The organism is Pseudomonas sp. W15Feb9B (assembly GCF_000828175.1).
GTDB lineage: Bacteria > Pseudomonadota > Gammaproteobacteria > Pseudomonadales > Pseudomonadaceae > Aquipseudomonas > Aquipseudomonas parakoreensis.
The window spans coordinates 37,005-54,999 of record NZ_JTKF01000052.1 but is presented as its reverse complement, the minus strand read 5'-3'; the positions used below and the strand labels follow the sequence as shown (position 1 = coordinate 54,999).

Annotated in this window: 16 protein-coding genes; 7 read left to right on the top strand and 9 right to left on the bottom strand. The window is 61.0% G+C overall.

Annotated features, from left to right (window positions below; all coding sequences use genetic code 11):
- Positions 1–293: 293 nt before the first annotated feature.
- Both OC71_RS23780 and OC71_RS23775 read left to right on the top strand, forming a co-directional pair.
- Positions 294–1,268, top strand: coding sequence for a D-glycerate dehydrogenase (locus tag OC71_RS23780; protein ID WP_041073989.1), 975 nt, complete (start codon positions 294–296; stop codon positions 1,266–1,268).
- Between the two features lie 148 nt (positions 1,269–1,416).
- Entirely contained in the window at positions 1,417–1,926 is a 510-nt protein-coding gene (locus OC71_RS23775; RefSeq protein WP_041073988.1) for a DUF2165 family protein, read from the top strand.
- A 26-nt stretch (positions 1,927–1,952) separates the two neighbouring features.
- On the opposite strand, the gene OC71_RS23770 is transcribed toward OC71_RS23775, so the two are convergent.
- A complete protein-coding gene (locus OC71_RS23770; protein WP_041073987.1) occupies positions 1,953–2,855 on the bottom strand; it encodes a DMT family transporter in 903 nt (300 codons plus the stop codon).
- A 254-nt stretch (positions 2,856–3,109) separates the two neighbouring features.
- Here OC71_RS23770 and OC71_RS23765 point away from each other — a divergent pair, with 254 nt between their 5' ends.
- Positions 3,110–3,985 carry an AraC family transcriptional regulator gene (locus tag OC71_RS23765; protein ID WP_041073986.1) on the top strand — a complete coding sequence of 292 codons (876 nt, stop codon included), beginning with the start codon at positions 3,110–3,112 and terminating at the stop codon, positions 3,983–3,985.
- Positions 3,986–4,128: 143 nt separating this feature from the next.
- Here OC71_RS23765 and OC71_RS23760 read toward each other — a convergent pair whose 3' ends face one another.
- From OC71_RS23760 to OC71_RS23735, 6 genes are all read right to left on the bottom strand, one after another.
- Positions 4,129–6,558 (bottom strand): TonB-dependent receptor, encoded by a 2,430-nt coding sequence (locus OC71_RS23760; RefSeq protein ID WP_041073985.1) that lies wholly within the window; start codon positions 6,556–6,558, stop codon positions 4,129–4,131.
- A 212-nt stretch (positions 6,559–6,770) separates the two neighbouring features.
- Complete coding sequence (locus OC71_RS23755) at positions 6,771–7,760, bottom strand: FecR family protein (protein WP_041073984.1); 990 nt, start codon at positions 7,758–7,760, stop codon at positions 6,771–6,773.
- Positions 7,757–8,323 carry an RNA polymerase sigma factor gene (locus OC71_RS23750; protein ID WP_041073983.1) on the bottom strand — a complete coding sequence of 189 codons (567 nt, stop codon included), beginning with the start codon at positions 8,321–8,323 and terminating at the stop codon, positions 7,757–7,759. The genes OC71_RS23755 and OC71_RS23750 overlap by 4 nt, the downstream gene beginning before the upstream one ends.
- Position 8,324: 1 nt before the next feature.
- Positions 8,325–8,651: a DUF3325 domain-containing protein gene (locus tag OC71_RS23745; RefSeq protein WP_041073982.1), complete on the bottom strand. Its 327-nt coding sequence runs from the start codon at positions 8,649–8,651 to the stop codon at positions 8,325–8,327.
- The gene (locus tag OC71_RS23740; protein ID WP_041073981.1) at positions 8,651–10,237 is read right to left on the bottom strand and encodes a PepSY domain-containing protein; all 1,587 of its coding nucleotides are present in this window, start codon (positions 10,235–10,237) and stop codon (positions 8,651–8,653) included. Before OC71_RS23740 ends, OC71_RS23745 begins: the two co-directional genes overlap by 1 nt.
- Positions 10,234–10,539 carry a DUF3649 domain-containing protein gene (locus OC71_RS23735; RefSeq protein ID WP_041073980.1) on the bottom strand — a complete coding sequence of 102 codons (306 nt, stop codon included), beginning with the start codon at positions 10,537–10,539 and terminating at the stop codon, positions 10,234–10,236. The genes OC71_RS23740 and OC71_RS23735 overlap by 4 nt, the downstream gene beginning before the upstream one ends.
- Positions 10,540–10,718: 179 nt before the next feature.
- Here OC71_RS23735 and OC71_RS23730 point away from each other — a divergent pair, with 179 nt between their 5' ends.
- The 3 genes from OC71_RS23730 to fecA all read left to right on the top strand — a co-directional run bounded on the left by OC71_RS23730 (position 10,719) and on the right by fecA (position 14,675).
- Complete coding sequence (locus tag OC71_RS23730; protein ID WP_041073979.1) at positions 10,719–11,207, top strand: sigma-70 family RNA polymerase sigma factor; 489 nt, start codon at positions 10,719–10,721, stop codon at positions 11,205–11,207.
- The gene (locus tag OC71_RS23725) at positions 11,204–12,136 is read left to right on the top strand and encodes a FecR domain-containing protein (protein WP_041073978.1); all 933 of its coding nucleotides are present in this window, start codon (positions 11,204–11,206) and stop codon (positions 12,134–12,136) included. Before OC71_RS23730 ends, OC71_RS23725 begins: the two co-directional genes overlap by 4 nt.
- Positions 12,137–12,344: 208 nt before the next feature.
- The gene (gene fecA / locus OC71_RS23720) at positions 12,345–14,675 is read left to right on the top strand and encodes a TonB-dependent Fe(3+) dicitrate receptor FecA (protein WP_041073977.1); all 2,331 of its coding nucleotides are present in this window, start codon (positions 12,345–12,347) and stop codon (positions 14,673–14,675) included.
- A gap of 214 nt (positions 14,676–14,889) precedes the next feature.
- On the opposite strand, the gene OC71_RS23715 is transcribed toward fecA, so the two are convergent.
- Positions 14,890–15,294 (bottom strand): HPF/RaiA family ribosome-associated protein, encoded by a 405-nt coding sequence (locus tag OC71_RS23715; RefSeq protein WP_007968091.1) that lies wholly within the window; start codon positions 15,292–15,294, stop codon positions 14,890–14,892.
- 206 nt (positions 15,295–15,500) lie between these two features.
- The gene (locus tag OC71_RS23710) at positions 15,501–16,442 is read right to left on the bottom strand and encodes a LysR substrate-binding domain-containing protein (protein ID WP_041073976.1); all 942 of its coding nucleotides are present in this window, start codon (positions 16,440–16,442) and stop codon (positions 15,501–15,503) included.
- A gap of 135 nt (positions 16,443–16,577) precedes the next feature.
- Here OC71_RS23710 and OC71_RS23705 point away from each other — a divergent pair, with 135 nt between their 5' ends.
- Entirely contained in the window at positions 16,578–17,954 is a 1,377-nt protein-coding gene (locus OC71_RS23705; protein WP_041073975.1) for an L-serine ammonia-lyase, read from the top strand.
- The last annotated feature ends 41 nt before the right edge of the window (positions 17,955–17,995 follow it).

Genomic DNA, 17,995 nt, shown 5'->3' with positions numbered 1-17,995 from the left:
CGAGAGGAGGTGCAGCGAAGCAAACCGGAGGCGATGCCCCCGGATGAACCCCGCAACGAAGGAACCCGAGCCTAAGCGAGGGCCGTACGCCGGGGCCCAGCGTTTTGGTTACTTTTGGGCGTCTGCAAAAGTGACTCGCCGTAAGGGCGAAACCGCCAGCCGCAACACCCGAACCAACGGATAAACACCCAAAACCCCAGGAGCATGGTCGGCCCAGAGGCCGCCAAGACAAGCCAAACCCCACAAAGAAATGTTAGCGTGCTTGGTAATAAAGACAGCCGAGCCCAAGCCCAATGAAAAAAACAGTCCTGGCCTTCAGCCGCATCACCCCGCCCATGATCGAACGCCTCCAGCAAGAGTTCGACGTCATCGTCCCCAACCCGAAGAACGGTGACATCAACGCCCAATTCAACGAAGCCCTGCCCCACGCCCACGGCCTGATCGGCGTCGGCCGCAAACTCGGCAAAGCCCAACTCGAAACCGCCACAAAACTCGAAGTGGTCTCCAGCGTCTCCGTCGGCTACGACAACTACGACCTCGATTACTTCAACCAACGCGGAATCATGCTCACCAATACCCCGGACGTGCTCACCGAAAGCACCGCCGACCTCGCCTTCGCCCTGATCATGAGCAGCGCCCGCCGCGTCGCCGAACTCGATGCCTGGACCAAGGCCGGGCAGTGGCAAGCCAGCGTCGGCGCACCATTGTTCGGCTGCGACGTCCACGGCAAGACCCTGGGCATCGTCGGCATGGGCAACATCGGCGCCGCCGTCGCCCGCCGTGGCCACTTCGGCTTCAACATGCCGATTATCTACAGCGGCAACAGCCGCAAGCCCGAACTGGAACAACAACTCGGCGCACACTTTCGCAGCCTCGACCAGTTGCTCGCCGAAGCCGATTTCGTCTGCCTGGTGGTGCCGCTCAGCGACAAGACCCGCCACCTGATCAGCCATCGCGAACTGGGCCTGATGAAGCCGGGCGCGATCCTGGTCAACATCTCCCGTGGCCCGGTGGTCGACGAGCCGGCGCTGATCGAAGCGCTGCAGAACAATCGCATCCGTGGCGCCGGTCTGGACGTCTACGAAAAAGAACCGCTGGCCGAGTCCCCGCTGTTCCAGTTGAAAAATGCTGTGACATTGCCGCACATCGGCTCGGCCACCGGAGAAACCCGCGAAGCCATGGCCAATCGCGCGCTGGCCAACCTGCGCAGCGCCTTGATGGGCGAGCGTCCACAGGATCTGGTAAACCCGCAGGTCTGGCGCGGTTAAACAAAATCGGGCAAGTGCCAAAAGACACTTGCCCGACACCTTATGCACGCACACATACTTTGCAATTCAACCCGACACCAAAACAATAGACCCCGCTATAAACTCTCCCGACATATCGAACCCTCGACAAATGTTATGGAGAACACACTTGAACGCTCTGACCATGGATAAAATTATCCGCTACAGCAAAGTCATACTGATGAGTTACTTCAGTTTTTTTGGCTTGCTGATGATGTTCAGCAATTTCACCGACTACGGTTCAAACTACGAATATGTCGCGCACGTCCTGAGCATGGACACGACCGAACACAACGCCAACCTGCGCTACCGCGCCATCACCTCGCCAATGCTGCACCACCGTATCTATTGGCTGATCATTACCCTGGAAGTCACTTTCAGCGCATTTTGCATGTTGGGTGTCTATCAATTACTCAAGAACATCAACAGCTCCAGCGAGGAATTCCATGAAGCCAAGAAGTTTTCGATCATTGGTCTTTTAATCGCTGTTTTCATCTACTACGTATGTTTTCAAGTTGTCGGTGTCGAATGGTTCGACATGGACACTTCAAACATCTGGAACGCCAAGGATTGGGCCCGACATATTGTCGACTTTATCTTGCCGCTGCTGATTTACATCGTGATAAAAGTCGAGCGCTGAACATCAGCGCCCGCACAGTGACAGGCTCAAGCCAACTTGCTCTGACGGGGCAATGCCACGGCACGGGGTTTGCGAAACACCAAGACGTTGCCAAGCATGACCAACACCAGGCCGACCAGCGCCGGAGCAGTCCACTGGTAGCCTTCGGCAAACGCCGAAACGTTCAGCGCCACCACCGGGAACAGCACCGTGCAATAGGCCGCGCGCTCCGGGCCCATGCGCCCGACCAGCGTCAGGTAGGCAGTGAAGCCAATCACTGAACCCGGGATCACCAGATACAACAGCGCGCCGACGTAGCGTGGCGACCAGTCCATGTCGAACGCAATACCTTTGACCAGGCACCACACCGACAACATCGCCGCCCCGTAGGCCATGCCCCAGGCATTGGTGGTCAACGGTTTCAGACCGGCCTTCTGCTGCAGACTCGACAGCATGTTGCCCGCCGAGAAACACAGCGTGCCGCACAGGGCCAACGCCAGACCGAGCAAGGTCTGCGGACTGGCTTGATGGCCGGACAGTTCCGGCCAGAACAACATCCCCAGACCGAACAAACCGAGCGCGCCCCCCATCAGCACATTGCGCGCAATGCGCTGGCCGAAGAACACCCGCGCATTGAGCGCGTTCCACAAGGTGGCGGTGGAAAACACCACCGCCACCAGACCGCTGGGAATCCACTGGCTGGCCGTCAGAAAGCACATGAAGTTGACGCAGAACAGACACAAGCCCTGCGCCACGCAGATCAAATGACCGCGGCGACTCATCGGTTGCAGACGCCGACTGAGCAGCAACAGCACGAACAGCACCAGCGCGGCGAGGCCGAAGCGATAGACGATCGACACCGGAATCGCCACCACCCCCAATTGCCATTTCAGGGCAATCCAGGTGGTGCCCCAGATCAGCACAGTCAGCAGATACAGCGAAAGGTTCATGACGAGACTCCTGAGGACACCGGACACTCTGTGGCGAGCGAGCTTTCTCGCGCTTGAGTGCATAGCACTCACTGATGGGGCCGCTGTGCAGCCCGGCGGGAGCAAGCTCCCTCGCCACAGGGTTGTGTTGTATGGAGATTCAGGATGCGGCAGCAACGATCGGGGCGCTTGCAGATTCTTGCGCTTTTGTCGCCCGACAGGCTGGCAGCGCGAAGGCTACGGAGTAGGATGCAAGGCGTTGGAGAGAACCGCACATGGCCGCTATTGATACCCTGCAAGTCTTTCAAGCCCTCAACCGCTCGCCGAACGCACGCCTTGTGCACAGCGCCGAGCTCGGTGACGGCTTGTCTGCGGCTTTGTGGACCAACCATCATGATGCCCAGGAATACGAAGCGCCGAGCCACCACACGCTGTCCTGCTACATCGCCGGTGGCACCGGCACCTTTCGGCGCGGGCAGCCGGGGCACAAGGGCGGGCCGGACAAGTTGTGCATCCTGCCCGCCGATCACCAATCCGGCTGGGTGATCAACGGTGACATTCGCCTCGCTCACCTGTATTTCAGTGCTGAGCAATTTGCGTTGGGCTGCGTCACCTTGCTCGATCGCGAGCCGCGAGAAATGCAGTTGCGCGAGCAGACTTTTCTCGAAGATCCGCTACAGGCACAGCGCTTTCGGCAATTGCTCACGCTGAACTGGGACGAGCCGGCCGAACGTTTGCTGACCAGCAGCCTCGCTCACGAATTGATCAGCCACACCCTGCTCAGCCAGGTCGGCGCGCGCCAGGGTTTGCGCCTCAAGGGCGGACTGGCGCCCCACCAGCGCCGGCAGTTGGTGGAGTTCATCGACAGTCAATTGGCCGAACCGATCAGCCTAGGGCAACTCGCCGGTCTGTGTGCGTTGTCGGAATACCACTTTGCGCGGATGTTTCGCGTGAGCTTCGGCTTGCCGCCGCATCAGTACGTGCTGGCGCGACGCATGAGCCGGGCGCGGGAGTTGTTACGCTGCACCGCGTTGCCGCTGGGAGAGATTGCGCTGGCATGCGGGTTTGCCAGCGCCAGTCATTTCACCAACCGTTTTCGCCAAGTGTTGGGTGGGACGCCTGGGGATTATCGGCAGGCGTTTTTGCGTTAGAGGCGAATGTTTCCGCTATCTGTCAGGGCCTTATCGCTGGCAAGCCAGCTCCCACAATGTCTCCGCCCGTTCAAGACATTTGTGCCCGACCGAGAACCTGTGGGAGCTGGCTTGCCAGCGATGAACGATGACGCGGTCCTGGATCAGAACTCCAGCGTGCTGGAGAGCGAAATCTGCCGCGAATCGCCCATCGATACAAAGAACCGGCTCGCCGCCGAGGTGTAGTAGGTGCGGTCGAACAGGTTCTTCACGTTGAGCTGGAACTTGACCTTCTGCCCTTCGAGTCGGGTGTCGTAAGTGGCGAACGCATCGGCCACGGTGTAGCTCGGCAGGTCGAAATCATTCACCGCGTTGCCCGCGCGCTCACCAACATACCGCGCCCCGGCACCGACCCGCAGCTGATCGCCACCGATCACGCTGCCGAAGTCATACACCGCTGACAATGAGCCGCTGTTTTTCGCCACGTTCTGCAGGCGATTGCCTTTGTAGTCCGGGTCTTCGGTGACCTCGGCATCGGTGTAGGCATAGGCGCCGATCAGGCTCCAGCGATCGGTCAACTGCCCGGTCAGGTCCAGTTCCAGACCTCGGGAACGCACTTCGCCAGCCGCGCTGTAAATGGTGGTCGGGCCTTCAGAATTGGAGACCAGCACGTTGCGTTTCTTGATGTCGAACAGTGCGATGTTGCCGGTGATTCGTCCTGGTATATCCAGCCGCGCCCCCAGCTCCCACGACTTGGCTTCTTCCGGCGCAATACTGCCGTCGAGCACGGTGCTGCTGCCGCTGAGCGGGGCGATGGTCGAGTTGGGTTTGAACGATTCGGTGTAGCTGCCGTAGAACGACAACTCGTCGGTGTAACGATACACCAGACCGGCGCGCGGCACGAACTTCTGCCCGTTGCTGTCGGTGTTGGCCTTGAACGGCACCCCCTTGCCGGCGTACTGGTCGTACTCCTGAAAGCGTCCACCGGCGACTAGAATCCATTGGTCATTGAGGTGAATGGAGTCCTGCAGAAACACCGAATCGCTGCGCAGCAGATCGGTCTGCGCGCTGTCCGCCGGGCTGACCGTGGTGCCTTCGACTTCACGGCCATACACCGGATTGACGTAGCTGAAGGTGCTCAGGCTTTTCTGGCGGATCAGGTCGGCGCGGTAAATCTTGCGGTACTCGTCGTCGACGCCGAACACCAGATCATGTTGCATGCCCAGCAGGTTGACCTTGCCCTCAAGGCTGGCGGTGGTGAAGCGGTCGGTGCTGATCGCGCCTCGCGTGCCATCCATGCTGCGGGTCAGCGTGCCTTTTTTGGTGTCGATGGCGGTCACGCGGACCTGGCTGGCGTCGTAGGTTTCGCGGTTCCAGCTGTAACCGAAGTGGGCTTTCCAGTCGTCGTTGAGTTCGTGGTCGGCCTCGAAATGGTAGAGGTCCGAGCGGCCTTCCATGTCGTTGAACGGCTCGTCCAGACGCTCGTTTCGCGAGATGTCCAGCGGGTGGTTGGTGCGCGGATCGATCACCGTACCCCGGTCGAACGGCGTGAGGAACTCGCGATGCTCGTAGCCGAACGACAGCTGGGTGCGCTCGCCAAACCAGGCCAGCGAAGGCGCGATCAGCGTCTCGCGATGGGTGCCGTAGTTGCGCCAGTAATCCTCGTCTTCATGGTCCAGCACCAGCCGGTAGGCCAGCCCGGATTCACCCAGTGCCCCGGTGCTGTCGAAGGTGCCACCGCTGCCGTTCTTGCCGTCGCCGTAGCTCGAACCGCGCAGGGTCAGGGCGTTGTACTGGGTCAGTTCGGGTTTCTTGCTGACCAGGTTGACCACCCCGCCCGGGTCCTGAATGCCGTAGAGCAACGAGGCCGGGCCCTTGAGCACTTCGACCCGATCGACCGTCGCGTTCATGCCACGGCCCTGCACGATCGGCATGCCGTCGCGCATGATCGAGCCATTGCGGTTGTCGCCGAAGCCGCGGGTCATCACCGAGTCCTGAGTGCTGCCCAAGGTGTTGCCCTGGGTGATGCCGCTGACGTTGGCCAACGCATCGTCGAGATTGCGCGGTGTCTGATCGCGAATGACCTGGGCCGGAATTACGTTGACGGTCTGCGGAATCTCCTGCAGCGAAGCCGAGGAGCGCATCACCGAACTGGTCTGCGGCGGCTGGTAGCTCATCGACTCGTCGCGGGTCGAGGTGATGGTGGTGGCGCCGAGGTTAAGCGCACCAGCGGTGGGCTGCGGTTCCAGCGCCAGGGTGTGGCTGTCGGTGCGGCGGAAGGTCATGCCCGAACCACTGAGCAGGCGTTGCAGCGCTTGTTCGGCGCTCATCTGGCCGCTGACGGCCGGGGCGTTGATGCCGTACGGCGCCTCATCGGTGTAGACCACGCTCTGCCCGGTGACGCGGCTGAAGTCGCTCAGAGCCTGGGGCAGTGGTTTGGCGCTCAGGGAGAAACTGAACTGTTTCTGTGTCGGGCTGCTGACGGTTTCAGCGGCCAGCGCCACACTCAGCGGCAACAGCGCCAATGCGGAAAAACTCAATGCCGAAACGCCCAACCACTGTTTGACCGAACCCGATTTTGCCCTGGACTTCATTGCTCAATGACCTGTGTAGAACCGCAACGGATGCGAATGACTCGCAGTTTCAGTCACTACACGGATGGGGCTGTGGTTTACCTCACCACAAATTTGAAAATATTTTTCGGGACGTGCGTTTTCGGTGCCGACGCCTTCGCGAGCAGGCTCGTTCCCACAGGGAATGCATTCCAAAGGTGGGAGCGAGCCTGCTCGCGAAAGGGCCGCCCCCCTCAGCGCAAAAGAATCAGATGCCCCAACACCTGACGCTGCTCAAACCCCATCACCCCTTGCAGCGAACTCAATACAGCCAGCGGATCCTTGCTTGGAAAACTGCCGCTGACCTTGCGCGCAGCCAACTCATCGTTGAGCACAACAATCCGCCCTGGGTAATAGCGCCGCAAATCCTGCACCACATCGGCCAGCGACGCCTTGTAGTACGTCAGCCAGCCCTGCCGCCAGCCCAGTTGTGCTTCGCTGTCCACGGCGTGCAGTTTTTCTGCGCGGCCTTGTCCGTAAGCCACTTGCTGGCCAGCCGTCAGAATCTGCTGTTGCGCATTGCGATCCGCCGTCACGCCAACGCGCCCGGACAACACCGTGACCTGCGCGCCCTGCGGTTGCAGACGCACTTCGAACTGCGTACCGAGGACCCGCGCGTGGCCTTTCTCGGCCTCGACCACAAAGGGATCACCGGTGTGCGTCACATTGAAAAAACCCGCGCCACGCCGCAACTGCACATGCCGCTCACCTCGACTGAAATCCACGGCAATAGCGCTGTCAGCGTCCAGCGTGACTTGCGAATTATCGGCCAGGGTCACCGTGCGGATTTCCCCCGGTGCCGAAACGTAATCGGCACCCAGATCATCGATCCAGCGCTGCGGCTGCCAGCCCGTGCCGAGGCTGAGCATCAGCAACAGACACGCGGCCATTGCCAGCGCGCCTGACCAGCGCAACAGCGGCGAGCGACGTGGACGCTCCATTGCATTGAGGTAGCCCTGCAACGCAAACGCGTCCTCATCGGCCAGGGTGCGCGCCGGACTTTCGCTCAACTCCCACACGACTTGCGCCTGGGCGTAGGCCTCGGCGTGGGCCGGGTCGGCGCGCAGCCACTGGCTGAAGGTCAGTTGATCGCCGGTGCTCGGGCGGTCGTGCAGCAGACTCAGCCAAGCGAGTGCGGCCTGTTCCTGAGCGGGCGTGGGGATGACGCGGTCGGTGGCTTTCACGGTGCTTTCCCTGGCAGGCGTGGCGCGGGTTCGCGCAGGCTGGCCTTGCAGGCCTCGAGGGCGCGCATCATATGTTTTTCCACGGCACTTTGAGACAGGCCCATCGCCTTGGCGATGTCTGCGTACTTGCGACCGTGAATGCGATTGAGCAAAAAAATCTGCCGGGTGCGCTCGGGCAAGGCGCGCAACGCTGCCTCGACATGGCGCAGATCATTGCCCGCTTCGAGCGCGGCCTGCGGTTCGCTGCCGTGGCTGTCCGGCGCATCCGGTTGCCAGCCCTCGTTGATCCGCACCCGTGTGCCTTCGCTGCGCAAATGATCGATGGCGATGTTGCCGGCGCAACGCAACAGGTAGGTGCTGAGTTCTTCGACCTGCACCAGCGGCCTGCGCCAGAACCGCAGGAACAGATCCTGCACCAGATCCGCCGCCGTGGCCCGGCAACCAACGCGTCGGTTGACCAGCGCTTCCATTTGCGAGCGCTGCGATAGGAACACCTGGAGAAAATGCGCACGCGCGCCGTGCGGCTCGTCGTCGCGGGATTCCGGAGGATGACCGATCAGCATCTCAGCACCGCGCCCAAGCAGCGACCGGACTGGCCAGCAGGCTCAACCCGGCCAGTGCGAGTGCCAGACGTGGGCGATACGGCAGCAACAACACCAACGCCAAGGCGCTGAGCATGAGGACCGCAAACCAGTCGACCAGACCGAAACTCCAGCCGTTCGCCCCGACAGCTGCCCAAAGCGACAGCCCGAGCAACAGCCACCCGGCGAGTTTCAGAACCCGTGCACGTCGGGCCGAGGGTTTGTTGCCGAGCAGCTCATCGTGGTGCCGTGGCACCGACAGACACAACGCGCTGAACCCGGCATAGCACAGCAACAACGCCAGCAACATCAGCTCACCTCCTGCTCAAGCGTGATCGGCCGCGGCTTTTCGCGGGGAGTTTTTTTCACGCTGACGGCGCTGCCGGCACGCTGCATTTTCCAGGCGGCCCAACCGAGGAACAGGCCTGCGCCCAGGCACGTCAGATCGAAACCCGCCAGCGTCCAGTCGCCTTGCGCCAGCGTTACGCCGAGACTCCATGGCGTGGCCAGATTGATCAGTGGCACCGCGATAAACAGCACGCCAGCCAGCCCCAGCTGTTCGACCCAGGCCGTTCGCCCCTTGCGCAGCAGCGCATGCACCACGCTCAAGGCCCAGGCGATAAAAAACCCATTCACTTCTTGATCGGCGCGCCCGGCCAGGTCCGCCGGCAACAGGCGATTGGCCAAAAAGAACACCGCCACCGCCGCTGTCAGCCCGGCCATGCTGGCGATGTTCAGCACCTCCACCACGCGCAATTCGAACGGCATCACGCCGCTTTTGGCATGTTTGAGCTGGCGCTTGCCGAGCCAGATCACCAGCCCGGTGCCGATCATCGCGGTACTCGCCAGACCGCAGATGAAGTACAGCCAACGCAGGATCGGACCGGCGAAATGACCGATGTGCAAACCGTAGAAACCACTGGCGATCGTCATCGGCAGCGGCTTGTCGGGCGTGGCGCCGAGCATCTGCCCGGTGACGCCGTTGAAGGTCAGGTTGCTGGCGTACTCATAGGCGATCCGGTCGGAACTCGCGCGCGACAGCTGCACCGTGGCATTGGCGTCGCCGGGGTTGATGACGTTGACCCGCGCCGTATGCCCCCCCGCCCACTGCTCGCTTGCCCGTACCAAAAAGGGTGCCAGCGGTGGCAGCAAACTCGCTTGAGCGGCACGTTGCGGGGTTGGCGTTTCGGGAAACAACTCTTGGTAAAACGCCTCGCGATCAGTGCCGTAGGACGCCAGAATGCTGGCCGGCATGACCATCGCCATGAAAATCACCAGGCTGCTGTAAGTGATCATCAGATGAAACGGCAGTACCAGCACGCCGACCGCGTTATGCCCGTCGAGCCATGAACGCTGGCCTTTGCGCGGGCGAAAGGTGAAGAAGTCCTTGAAGATTTTCTTGTGGGTGATGATGCCGGTGATCAGCGCAATGAACATTACCATCGCGGCCGTCGTCGCCAGCCAGCGGCCCCACGGATAAGGCATTTGCAGCTGGAAATGGAAGCGGTAGAAGAACTCGCCGCCCCGGCTGTCCCGGGCGTGTATTTCTGCACCGGTCTGCGCATCGAGTGTTTTTTGCGTGAAGCTTCCACGCTTGCCGGCTTCGGCCGGTGTGTCTTGCCAACGCACAGTCAACGCAGGATCACGGGCATTCGGCAAATCAATCAACCAACGCGAAGCAGCCGGCGCGTGCTGCTGCAGATAGCCTTGCGCCAGGCTCAAGCTGTTCGCTGAATCGATGGCGTGCACGGGAATTTCCGGCTGCATCCAGTGGCTGATTTCAGCCTTGAAATAGGCCAGCGTTCCGGTCAGGAAAATCGCAAACAGCAGCCAGCCAAACACCAGCCCCGTCCAGGTGTGCAGCCAGGCCATCGACTGACGAAAGCCCTCCTTCATGCGTAGCCCAAGCCCCGCGCGGCGCCGGACACTGTCGCCAGAATCACGCTGGGCACCAGCAGACCGACCCACGCCGACCACGCCGTGCGACAGGCGAAACACCAGAGCACCGCGACCAGATAAACCAGAAAGGAAATGGTCATGCCGGTCACCACCGCTTCGGCACGACTTAACGGTAGCCACAGCGTCAGGGCGACACTGGCCAGCGCCGCAACCAGATAGCCGCCGAACACCGCCGCCAGCACCCGCGAGGTGATGGCCAGACGATAGGACATGGGAAGTGAGGCGAGTTTGCCTTTCATGTTTCGACCCTGAAACGAAAAAACGTCCAGCCGATAAAGCCGAACCAACAGGCAAGCAATATTAATGATAAATATTCTCATACGCAAAAGCATCTGATTGCCGGGCAGCGCTGCACACCCCTACAATGCGAACAGTTCTTGTTCTCTAACGCATCGATCATGCGCCCGGAGTAATACCCTTGTCGTCCGCCCATCCCGTCGAATCGCTCTACCACGACCACCACAGCTGGCTCACCGGCTGGTTGCGGCGCAGACTCGGCTGCCCGGACAGCGCCGCGGATCTGGCCCAGGACACCTTCATTCGCGTGCTCAGCGCCCGCGAACCTGCAGCGATCATCGAACCGCGCGCCTTTCTCACTACCCTCGCCAAACGCGTGCTGTTCAATCATTACCGTCGCCAGGACCTGGAACGCGCCTATCTCGACACCCTGGCGCAGATGCCGGAAATGGTTGCGCCATCGGAAGAAGACAAAGCGATCATCCTGCAAACCCTGATCGAGCTGGACCAGTTGCTCGATGGCTTGCCGCGCTTGGTCAAACGCGCCTTTTTGCTGGCGCAGGTCGATGAACTGACTTATCCGCAAATCGCCGCCGAGCTGGGCATCTCCGTAGCTACGGTCAAGCGTCATTTGCAAAAAGCCGCCCTGCGCTGCTATTTCGCCCTATGAACCGCGCTCCGGATTTCTCTGCGCAAGTGGCCGAACAGGCCGTGCACTGGCTGATGGAAATGCAGCAAGGGTCGCTCTCCCCGCGCCAGCAACAAGCCTGGCAGCAATGGCTCGACGCTCACAGCGAACACCGTCGCGCGTGGGAGCACATGCAGCGGGTCAACCAACGATTGCGCGGCGTGGCTTCGCCATTGGCCCATGCCGCGTTGGCCGGGCCGAAGTCTTCCAGCCGTCGTCAGGCGCTCAAATTGCTGCTGCTTCTCGGTGCCGGTTCCGCCGTCACCTGGGGCATGCGCGAGCACAATCCGCTGCCGACGCTGCTCGCCGATTACCGCAGCCCGTTGGGTCAGCGTCGCAAGGTGGCGCTGGGCACGGGCAGCCAGTTGCAGCTCAATACCGCCAGTGCAGCGGACGTGGACAGCACGCAACGACTGATTCGTCTGCTGGAGGGCGAGATCCTCCTGAGCACCACGCAAGCGTTCGAAGTGCGTACGGCACAAGGCACTCTGCACACCCGGGCGGCACGCCTCAACGTGCGGCAGTTCGCCGATCGCACGCAGGTGGCGCTGTTCGAAGGCCAGGTCGAATTGACCCGCCCCGGGCGCGAGCCGATGTGGCTACCCATCGCCCGTCAGCTGAGCTTCAGCGCCACCTCGATCAGCGAAGCCAGGCCACTGGATGCCAACAGTGGCGCCTGGGCCGACGGCATGCTGATCGCCGCGCACATGCGCCTGGGCGACTTCCTTGAAGAGCTCGCACGCTACCGGCGCGGCCAGTTGCATTGCGATGCAAAAGTGGCCGATCTGCTGATCTCCGGGACTTATCCACTGGACGACAGCGAGCGGATTCTGGATCTGCTGCAAGTCAGTCTGCCGGTGAACGTGCGGCGGTTTACCCGCTATTGGGTGAGCGTCGAAGCGCGGGTTTAAAACAAAACTGTGGCGAGGGAGCTTGCTCCCGCTGGCCTGCGCAGCAAGGCCTCAATACAGGGGCCGCTTCGCGCCCCAACGGGAGCAAGCTCCCTCGCCACAAAAATCAGTCATTCAAAAAATATTCGTAAACCATGAGCCGTTTTTCAGATCTGGCGTGACAGAGAAGGAAAGCCCCCTTGATTCAACCTTCTCAGGATCAACCTTCATGCACCCCACCCGCCTCACGCCACTGGCCCGCAGCCTGCGCAATCTCGTACTGGGCGCCAGCCTGAGCTTCAGCGCTCTGCCAGCCATGGCCGCCGAAACCAAGGTTTACCACATCGCCCCGGCGTCGCTGGAAAACGCCCTCAACCAGTTTGGTCGTGAGGCCGGCGTGCTGATTTCCTTCGGCTCGCAAGTCACCAGCGGTGTGCAAAGCCGTGGCCTGGAGGGCAGCTACACCGCCGAGCAAGGTCTCGATGCGCTGCTTGAAGGCACCGGCCTGCAAGCCCGCGCCGAAGGTAACAACGCGTTCAGCCTGCAACCGGTCGGCGACACCGCGCTGGAGCTGGACGCCTCGAAAGTCGTCGGTGACTGGCTCGGTGACGCGGCACAGGTCAACGTGTTCGAGCATCCGGGCGCCCGCGACGTGATCCGCCGTGAAGACTTCGAACGCCAAGGCGCGACCCAGGCGCGCGATGTGCTCAACCGTATCCCCGGCGTCAACGCGCCGGAAAACAACGGCACCGGCAGCCACGACATGGCGCTGAACTTTGGCATTCGCGGTCTTAACCCGCGCCTGGCTGCACGTTCGACAGTGCTGATGGACGGCATTCCCGTGCCGTTCGCCCCTTATGGCCAGCCACAGTTGTCGTTTGCGCCGATCAGCATGGGCAACATGGACGCGGTGGATGTGGTGCGTGGCGGCGGCGCGGTACGTTACGGCCCGCAAAACGTCGGCGGTGTGGTCAACTTCGTCACCCGTGCCATCCCCGATGAGCCGACGGTCAAGGGTGGGTTCCAGACAGAAACCAGTCCGTCGTCGAGCCATGACGGCTTCAAGACCAGCGCCAACCTGTTGGCCGGCGGCACCAACGAAAATGGTCTGGGCGGCGCGCTGCTGTACTCCGGCACTCGCGGTGGCGACTGGCGTGAACACAGCGACAGCGAGATCGACGACCTGATTCTCAAGGGCAAATACCAGCTCGATGAGGCCAACAGCTTCAACGCCATGGCCCAGTATTACGAAGGCAAGGCCGACATGCCCGGCGGCCTGAGCGTCGCCGATTACGATGCCGATCCGTACCAGTCGACGCGTCCGAAAGACCAGTTCTGGGGTCGCCGCACAATGTTCAACTTCGGCTATCGCTATCAGGAAGATCGCCGCGAATTCACCGCCAACACGTTCTTCACCAAGACTTTGCGCAGCGGCTATCTGGATCAGGGCAGCTTCCTTTCGCTGTCGCCACGCGAGTATTGGGTACGCGGTTTCGAAACGCGCTTCGCCCAAGGTTTTGATCTCGGCCCGACCAGCCATGAAGTCGGCGTCGGCTACCGCTACATCAACGAGGCCGGCCACGAGTTGCGCTATCGCACGCCGATCAGCAGCAACCAATACCCGACCACCAACAGCCGCAACGACCGCGACACCCGAGGTGGCACTGAAGCCAATGCGTTCTTCGTCGACGATCGCATCGACATCGGCAAATGGACCATCACCCCGGGCGTACGCTACGAGATGATCGAGTCGCAGCAGACCAACAACCTGACCAACGTCAAATATCAAGGCGACTACAACACCGCGCTGCCGGCACTGAACGTGCTGTATCACCTGACCGACAGCTGGAATCTGTACGCCAACACCGAAGGCTCGTTCGGCAGCGTGCAGTACAGCCAGATGCCTAACCGCGTGAGCAGCGGCGAAGTGAAACCGGAGAAGGCTCGCACCTGGGAACTCGGTACCCGTTACGACAACGGTGCATTGCGCGCGGAGATCGGTGCATTTCTGATCAACTTCGACAACCAATACGAAAGCAACCAGACCAATGATTCAGTGATCGCCCGTGGCGAGACCCGTCATCAGGGCATCGAGACCAGCGTCAATTACGCACTGGATGACTTGAGCCCGGCACTGGCCGGTTTCGATGTATACGCCACTTATGCCTATGTCGACGCGACCATCCGCGAAGACGGGCCGAACAAGGGCAACCGCGTGCCGTTCTCCTCGAAACACAAAGGCACGATTGGCGTCGGTTACACCGAAGGGCCGTGGAAGCTCAACTTTGACAGCAGCTTCCAGAGCGACCAGTTCGCCGACAACGCCAACACCTCCAAGGAAAGTGCTGACGGCAGCACCGGCAAAATCCCCGGCTACATGCTGTTCAGCAGCCGCGCCGGTTACGACTTCGGCCCGCAACTGGCGGATCTGAACGTGGCAGTGGGGGTGAAGAACATCTTTAACACGGAGTACTTCACCCGCTCGTTTGACGACAACAACAAGGGCAAGTACGTCGGTGAGCCGCGCACGGTGTATGTACAAACGTCTGTAGCTTTCTAAAAAAACTGTGGCGAAGGAGCTTGCTCCCGCTCGGCTGCGAAGCAGCCGTAAATCCTGCTAATGCAGTCTGGCTGTTGAACGCCTTTGCAGGTTTTGGGGCCGCTTCGCAGCCCAGCGGGAGCAAGCTCCCTCGCCACACTGCTCAGCAACACAAACAAAAACGGGCCTGCTTGCGCAGGCCCGTTCTCATGGGGTGGCTTGAAAAATCAGCGCATCAACTGTTGATCGCTGCCTGTTCGTTCTCGAGAAACTCTTCTTCCAGCAGTGCGTCATTCGCCTTGCTGAATGGCACGATGGCAGCGCGCGGTTTACCCCGCAGTTTGCCAAACAGGTGCTCCAGCGCATGTTCCAGTTTTTCGGCTGCACCGTCGATCGCCTGTTCCAGCGAATCGGCTTTATGGGTGACGGAAATCGGTTGATGGCCTTTTGGCCGCGCTTCCAGTTGGCAGCGCAAGTCATGGGGACCTGGTTTGTCGCCGTTCTCGTCGCTCAGGTGGACTTCGACACGGGTCAGGTCTTCTTCATAACGGTCGAGCGTGCTCTCAATGGTTGTACGTACCCACTCCTCCAGTCGTTTACTGCTTTGAATATGGTTATCGCTGTTGACTTGGATTTGCATAGTTCATCCCTTATTTCAGCTAGCTCGCGAGAGGCCTTGAATTGAATTTCCTGACCTCTTGGTTACAACAATCGGCCCGACTGACGAACATTTCAACCCCTGAAAAAAGATAAATATTCATTCGCAAAAAAAGCCGGACAACCGAGCAAGTCACTGGTAAGGTCGGGAGTTGGGTCGCCTCGCAACCCTGCAAAATCTGCTCACAATTACCCGTCATTCAGCGGGTGCAAACTGCGGAAAATCCCCGCCTCCTCCACCAGCCAGTCATGCACCGCGCGCACGCCCGGATGGCTCAACGCCCCCGGCGCATAGAGCAATACATAGCGCTTGTGGTTAGGCACCGACAGCCCGAACGGCACGATCAACGTCCCGCGCTCCAACTCATCGTTGAGCAACGTGCGCCGTGCAATCGCCACGCCCATACCGGCGATCGCCGCTTCGATGGTCAGGTGATTGCGATTGAACGTGTGCCCACGCCGTACGTCGGCGCCTTCAAAGCCAATCGCGTTCAGATAAAACTCCCATTCCGCGTATTCATAACTGCCGCGCCAGGCGGTGATGTCGTGCAACAACGGGAAATGCACCAGATCCGCCGGCCCATGCAGCGGCGGGCGCCCGCGCAGCAAACTCGGCGCGCACACCGGGAAAATCTGCTCGTCGAGCAAGGTTGTGGATAACAGTCCCGGATAACTGCCGTCGTTCAGGTCAATCGCCAGATCGAAATCGCCCTCGTGCAACGGCACGCTGCTGTCCTCGGCCACCAGCCGTAACTGGATGTCCGGATAGCGCTGTTGCAGGCGCGGCAAACGCGGGGTCAGCCATTTGCTCAGGAACGACGGAATCGAACGCACCCGCAAAATTCCGCTGATCATCCCCGCATCCAGACGACGCAATTCAGCATCGATGCTGCCGTAGGCCTCATTGACGGTGATGGCCAGCCGCTGGCCTTCCGCACTCAACTCGACCCCCCGCGCCCGGCGATGGAACAGGCGAAAACCAAGACGCTCTTCCAACTGACGAATCTGCTGGCTGACCGCCCCCGGAGTGATGTGCAGCTCTTCCGCGCAACGGGTGAACGACAGGTGCCGCGCGGCACAGGAAAACACCTGCAGCCAGACATAGGTCTGGGCGTGCAATTGACGACTCATCGTTTAGTCCTGCTAAAGGCTTTCTTAGGAAGTTTCGTTGGTCACGTAGGACCGAGGTGGGCAGTATCGCCGACATTGCGCTTGTCCTACAAAAAATGGCAGCGATTCCTACTCCATTGCTTGTAAGGGTTTAGCATGGCTATCAGTGTTTTCGATCTATTCAAAGTCGGCATCGGTCCGTCCAGTTCCCACACCGTCGGCCCGATGCGCGCCGCCGCGACCTTCGCTCAGGCGTTGATCGAGCAACGCCTGCTCAAGGATGTGCGTCGGGTGGAAATCCGTTTGTACGGCTCGCTGTCGGCCACCGGCGTCGGCCACGCCACCGACCGCGCCACGGTCATGGGCCTGATGGGCGAATGGCCGGACAGCATTGATCCTTCGACCATCGACCTACGCATCCAGCAACTGCGCGAAAGCGGCCTATTGCTTCTGGCCGGCCAGAGAGAAATTTCCTTCAACTGGCAGCGCGATCTCCTGCTGCTGGACGAAAGCCTGCCCTACCACCCCAACGCCATGTCGCTGACAGCCTTCGGCGAAAGCGCCGAGCTGTTCACGCAGACGTACTACTCGATTGGCGGCGGATTCATCGTCGAAGCGGCGCAAGCCGAATCCGGTGTGGCGCCGGCCGGTGACGTGGTGCTGCCGTACGATTTTTCCAGCGCCGCCGAACTGCTCAGCCTGTGCAAGCAGCACAACTTGCGCGTGTCGGAACTGATGATGGCCAACGAACGGGCCTGGCGCAGCGACGCTGAAATCCGTAACGGTTTGCTGCACATCTGGTCAGTGATGCGCGAGTGTGTCGAGCAAGGCCTGCGCCACGAAGGCATCCTGCCCGGTGGTCTGAACGTGCCGCGCCGCGCGGCGAAATTGCACCGTAGCCTGCAGGAAATCGGCAAGCCGAACGTGATCAGTTCGACGCTGTCGGCGATGGAGTGGGTCAACCTGTTCGCCCTCGCCGTCAACGAAGAGAACGCGGCCGGCGGGCGCATGGTGACCGCGCCGACCAATGGCGCGGCCGGGATCATTCCGGCCGTTCTGCACTACTACATGAAATTCAATCCGGACGCGTCTGACGATGACGTGGTCGCTTTCTTCATGGGCGCCGCCGCCGTCGGCATTCTGTGTAAGAAAAATGCCTCGATCTCCGGCGCTGAAGTCGGCTGCCAGGGCGAGGTCGGTTCGGCCTGCGCGATGGCCGCGGCGGGCCTCGCTGAAGTGCTGGGTGCGACTCCGGAACAACTGGAAAACGCCGCCGAAATCGGCCTGGAACACAACCTCGGCCTGACCTGCGACCCGGTCGGCGGCCTGGTGCAGGTGCCGTGCATCGAGCGCAATGCCATCGCCGCGGTGAAAGCGATCAATGCCACACAAATGGCCCTGCGCGGCGACGGCAAACACTTCATTTCCCTCGACCGGGTGATCCGCACCATGCGCGACACCGGCGCCGACATGCACGACAAATACAAAGAGACTTCACGGGGCGGCCTGGCCGTGAGCTGGGTGGAGTGTTGACGCGCATTCCCTGACCGCCCCGGCAGGCCGCAACTTGCGGC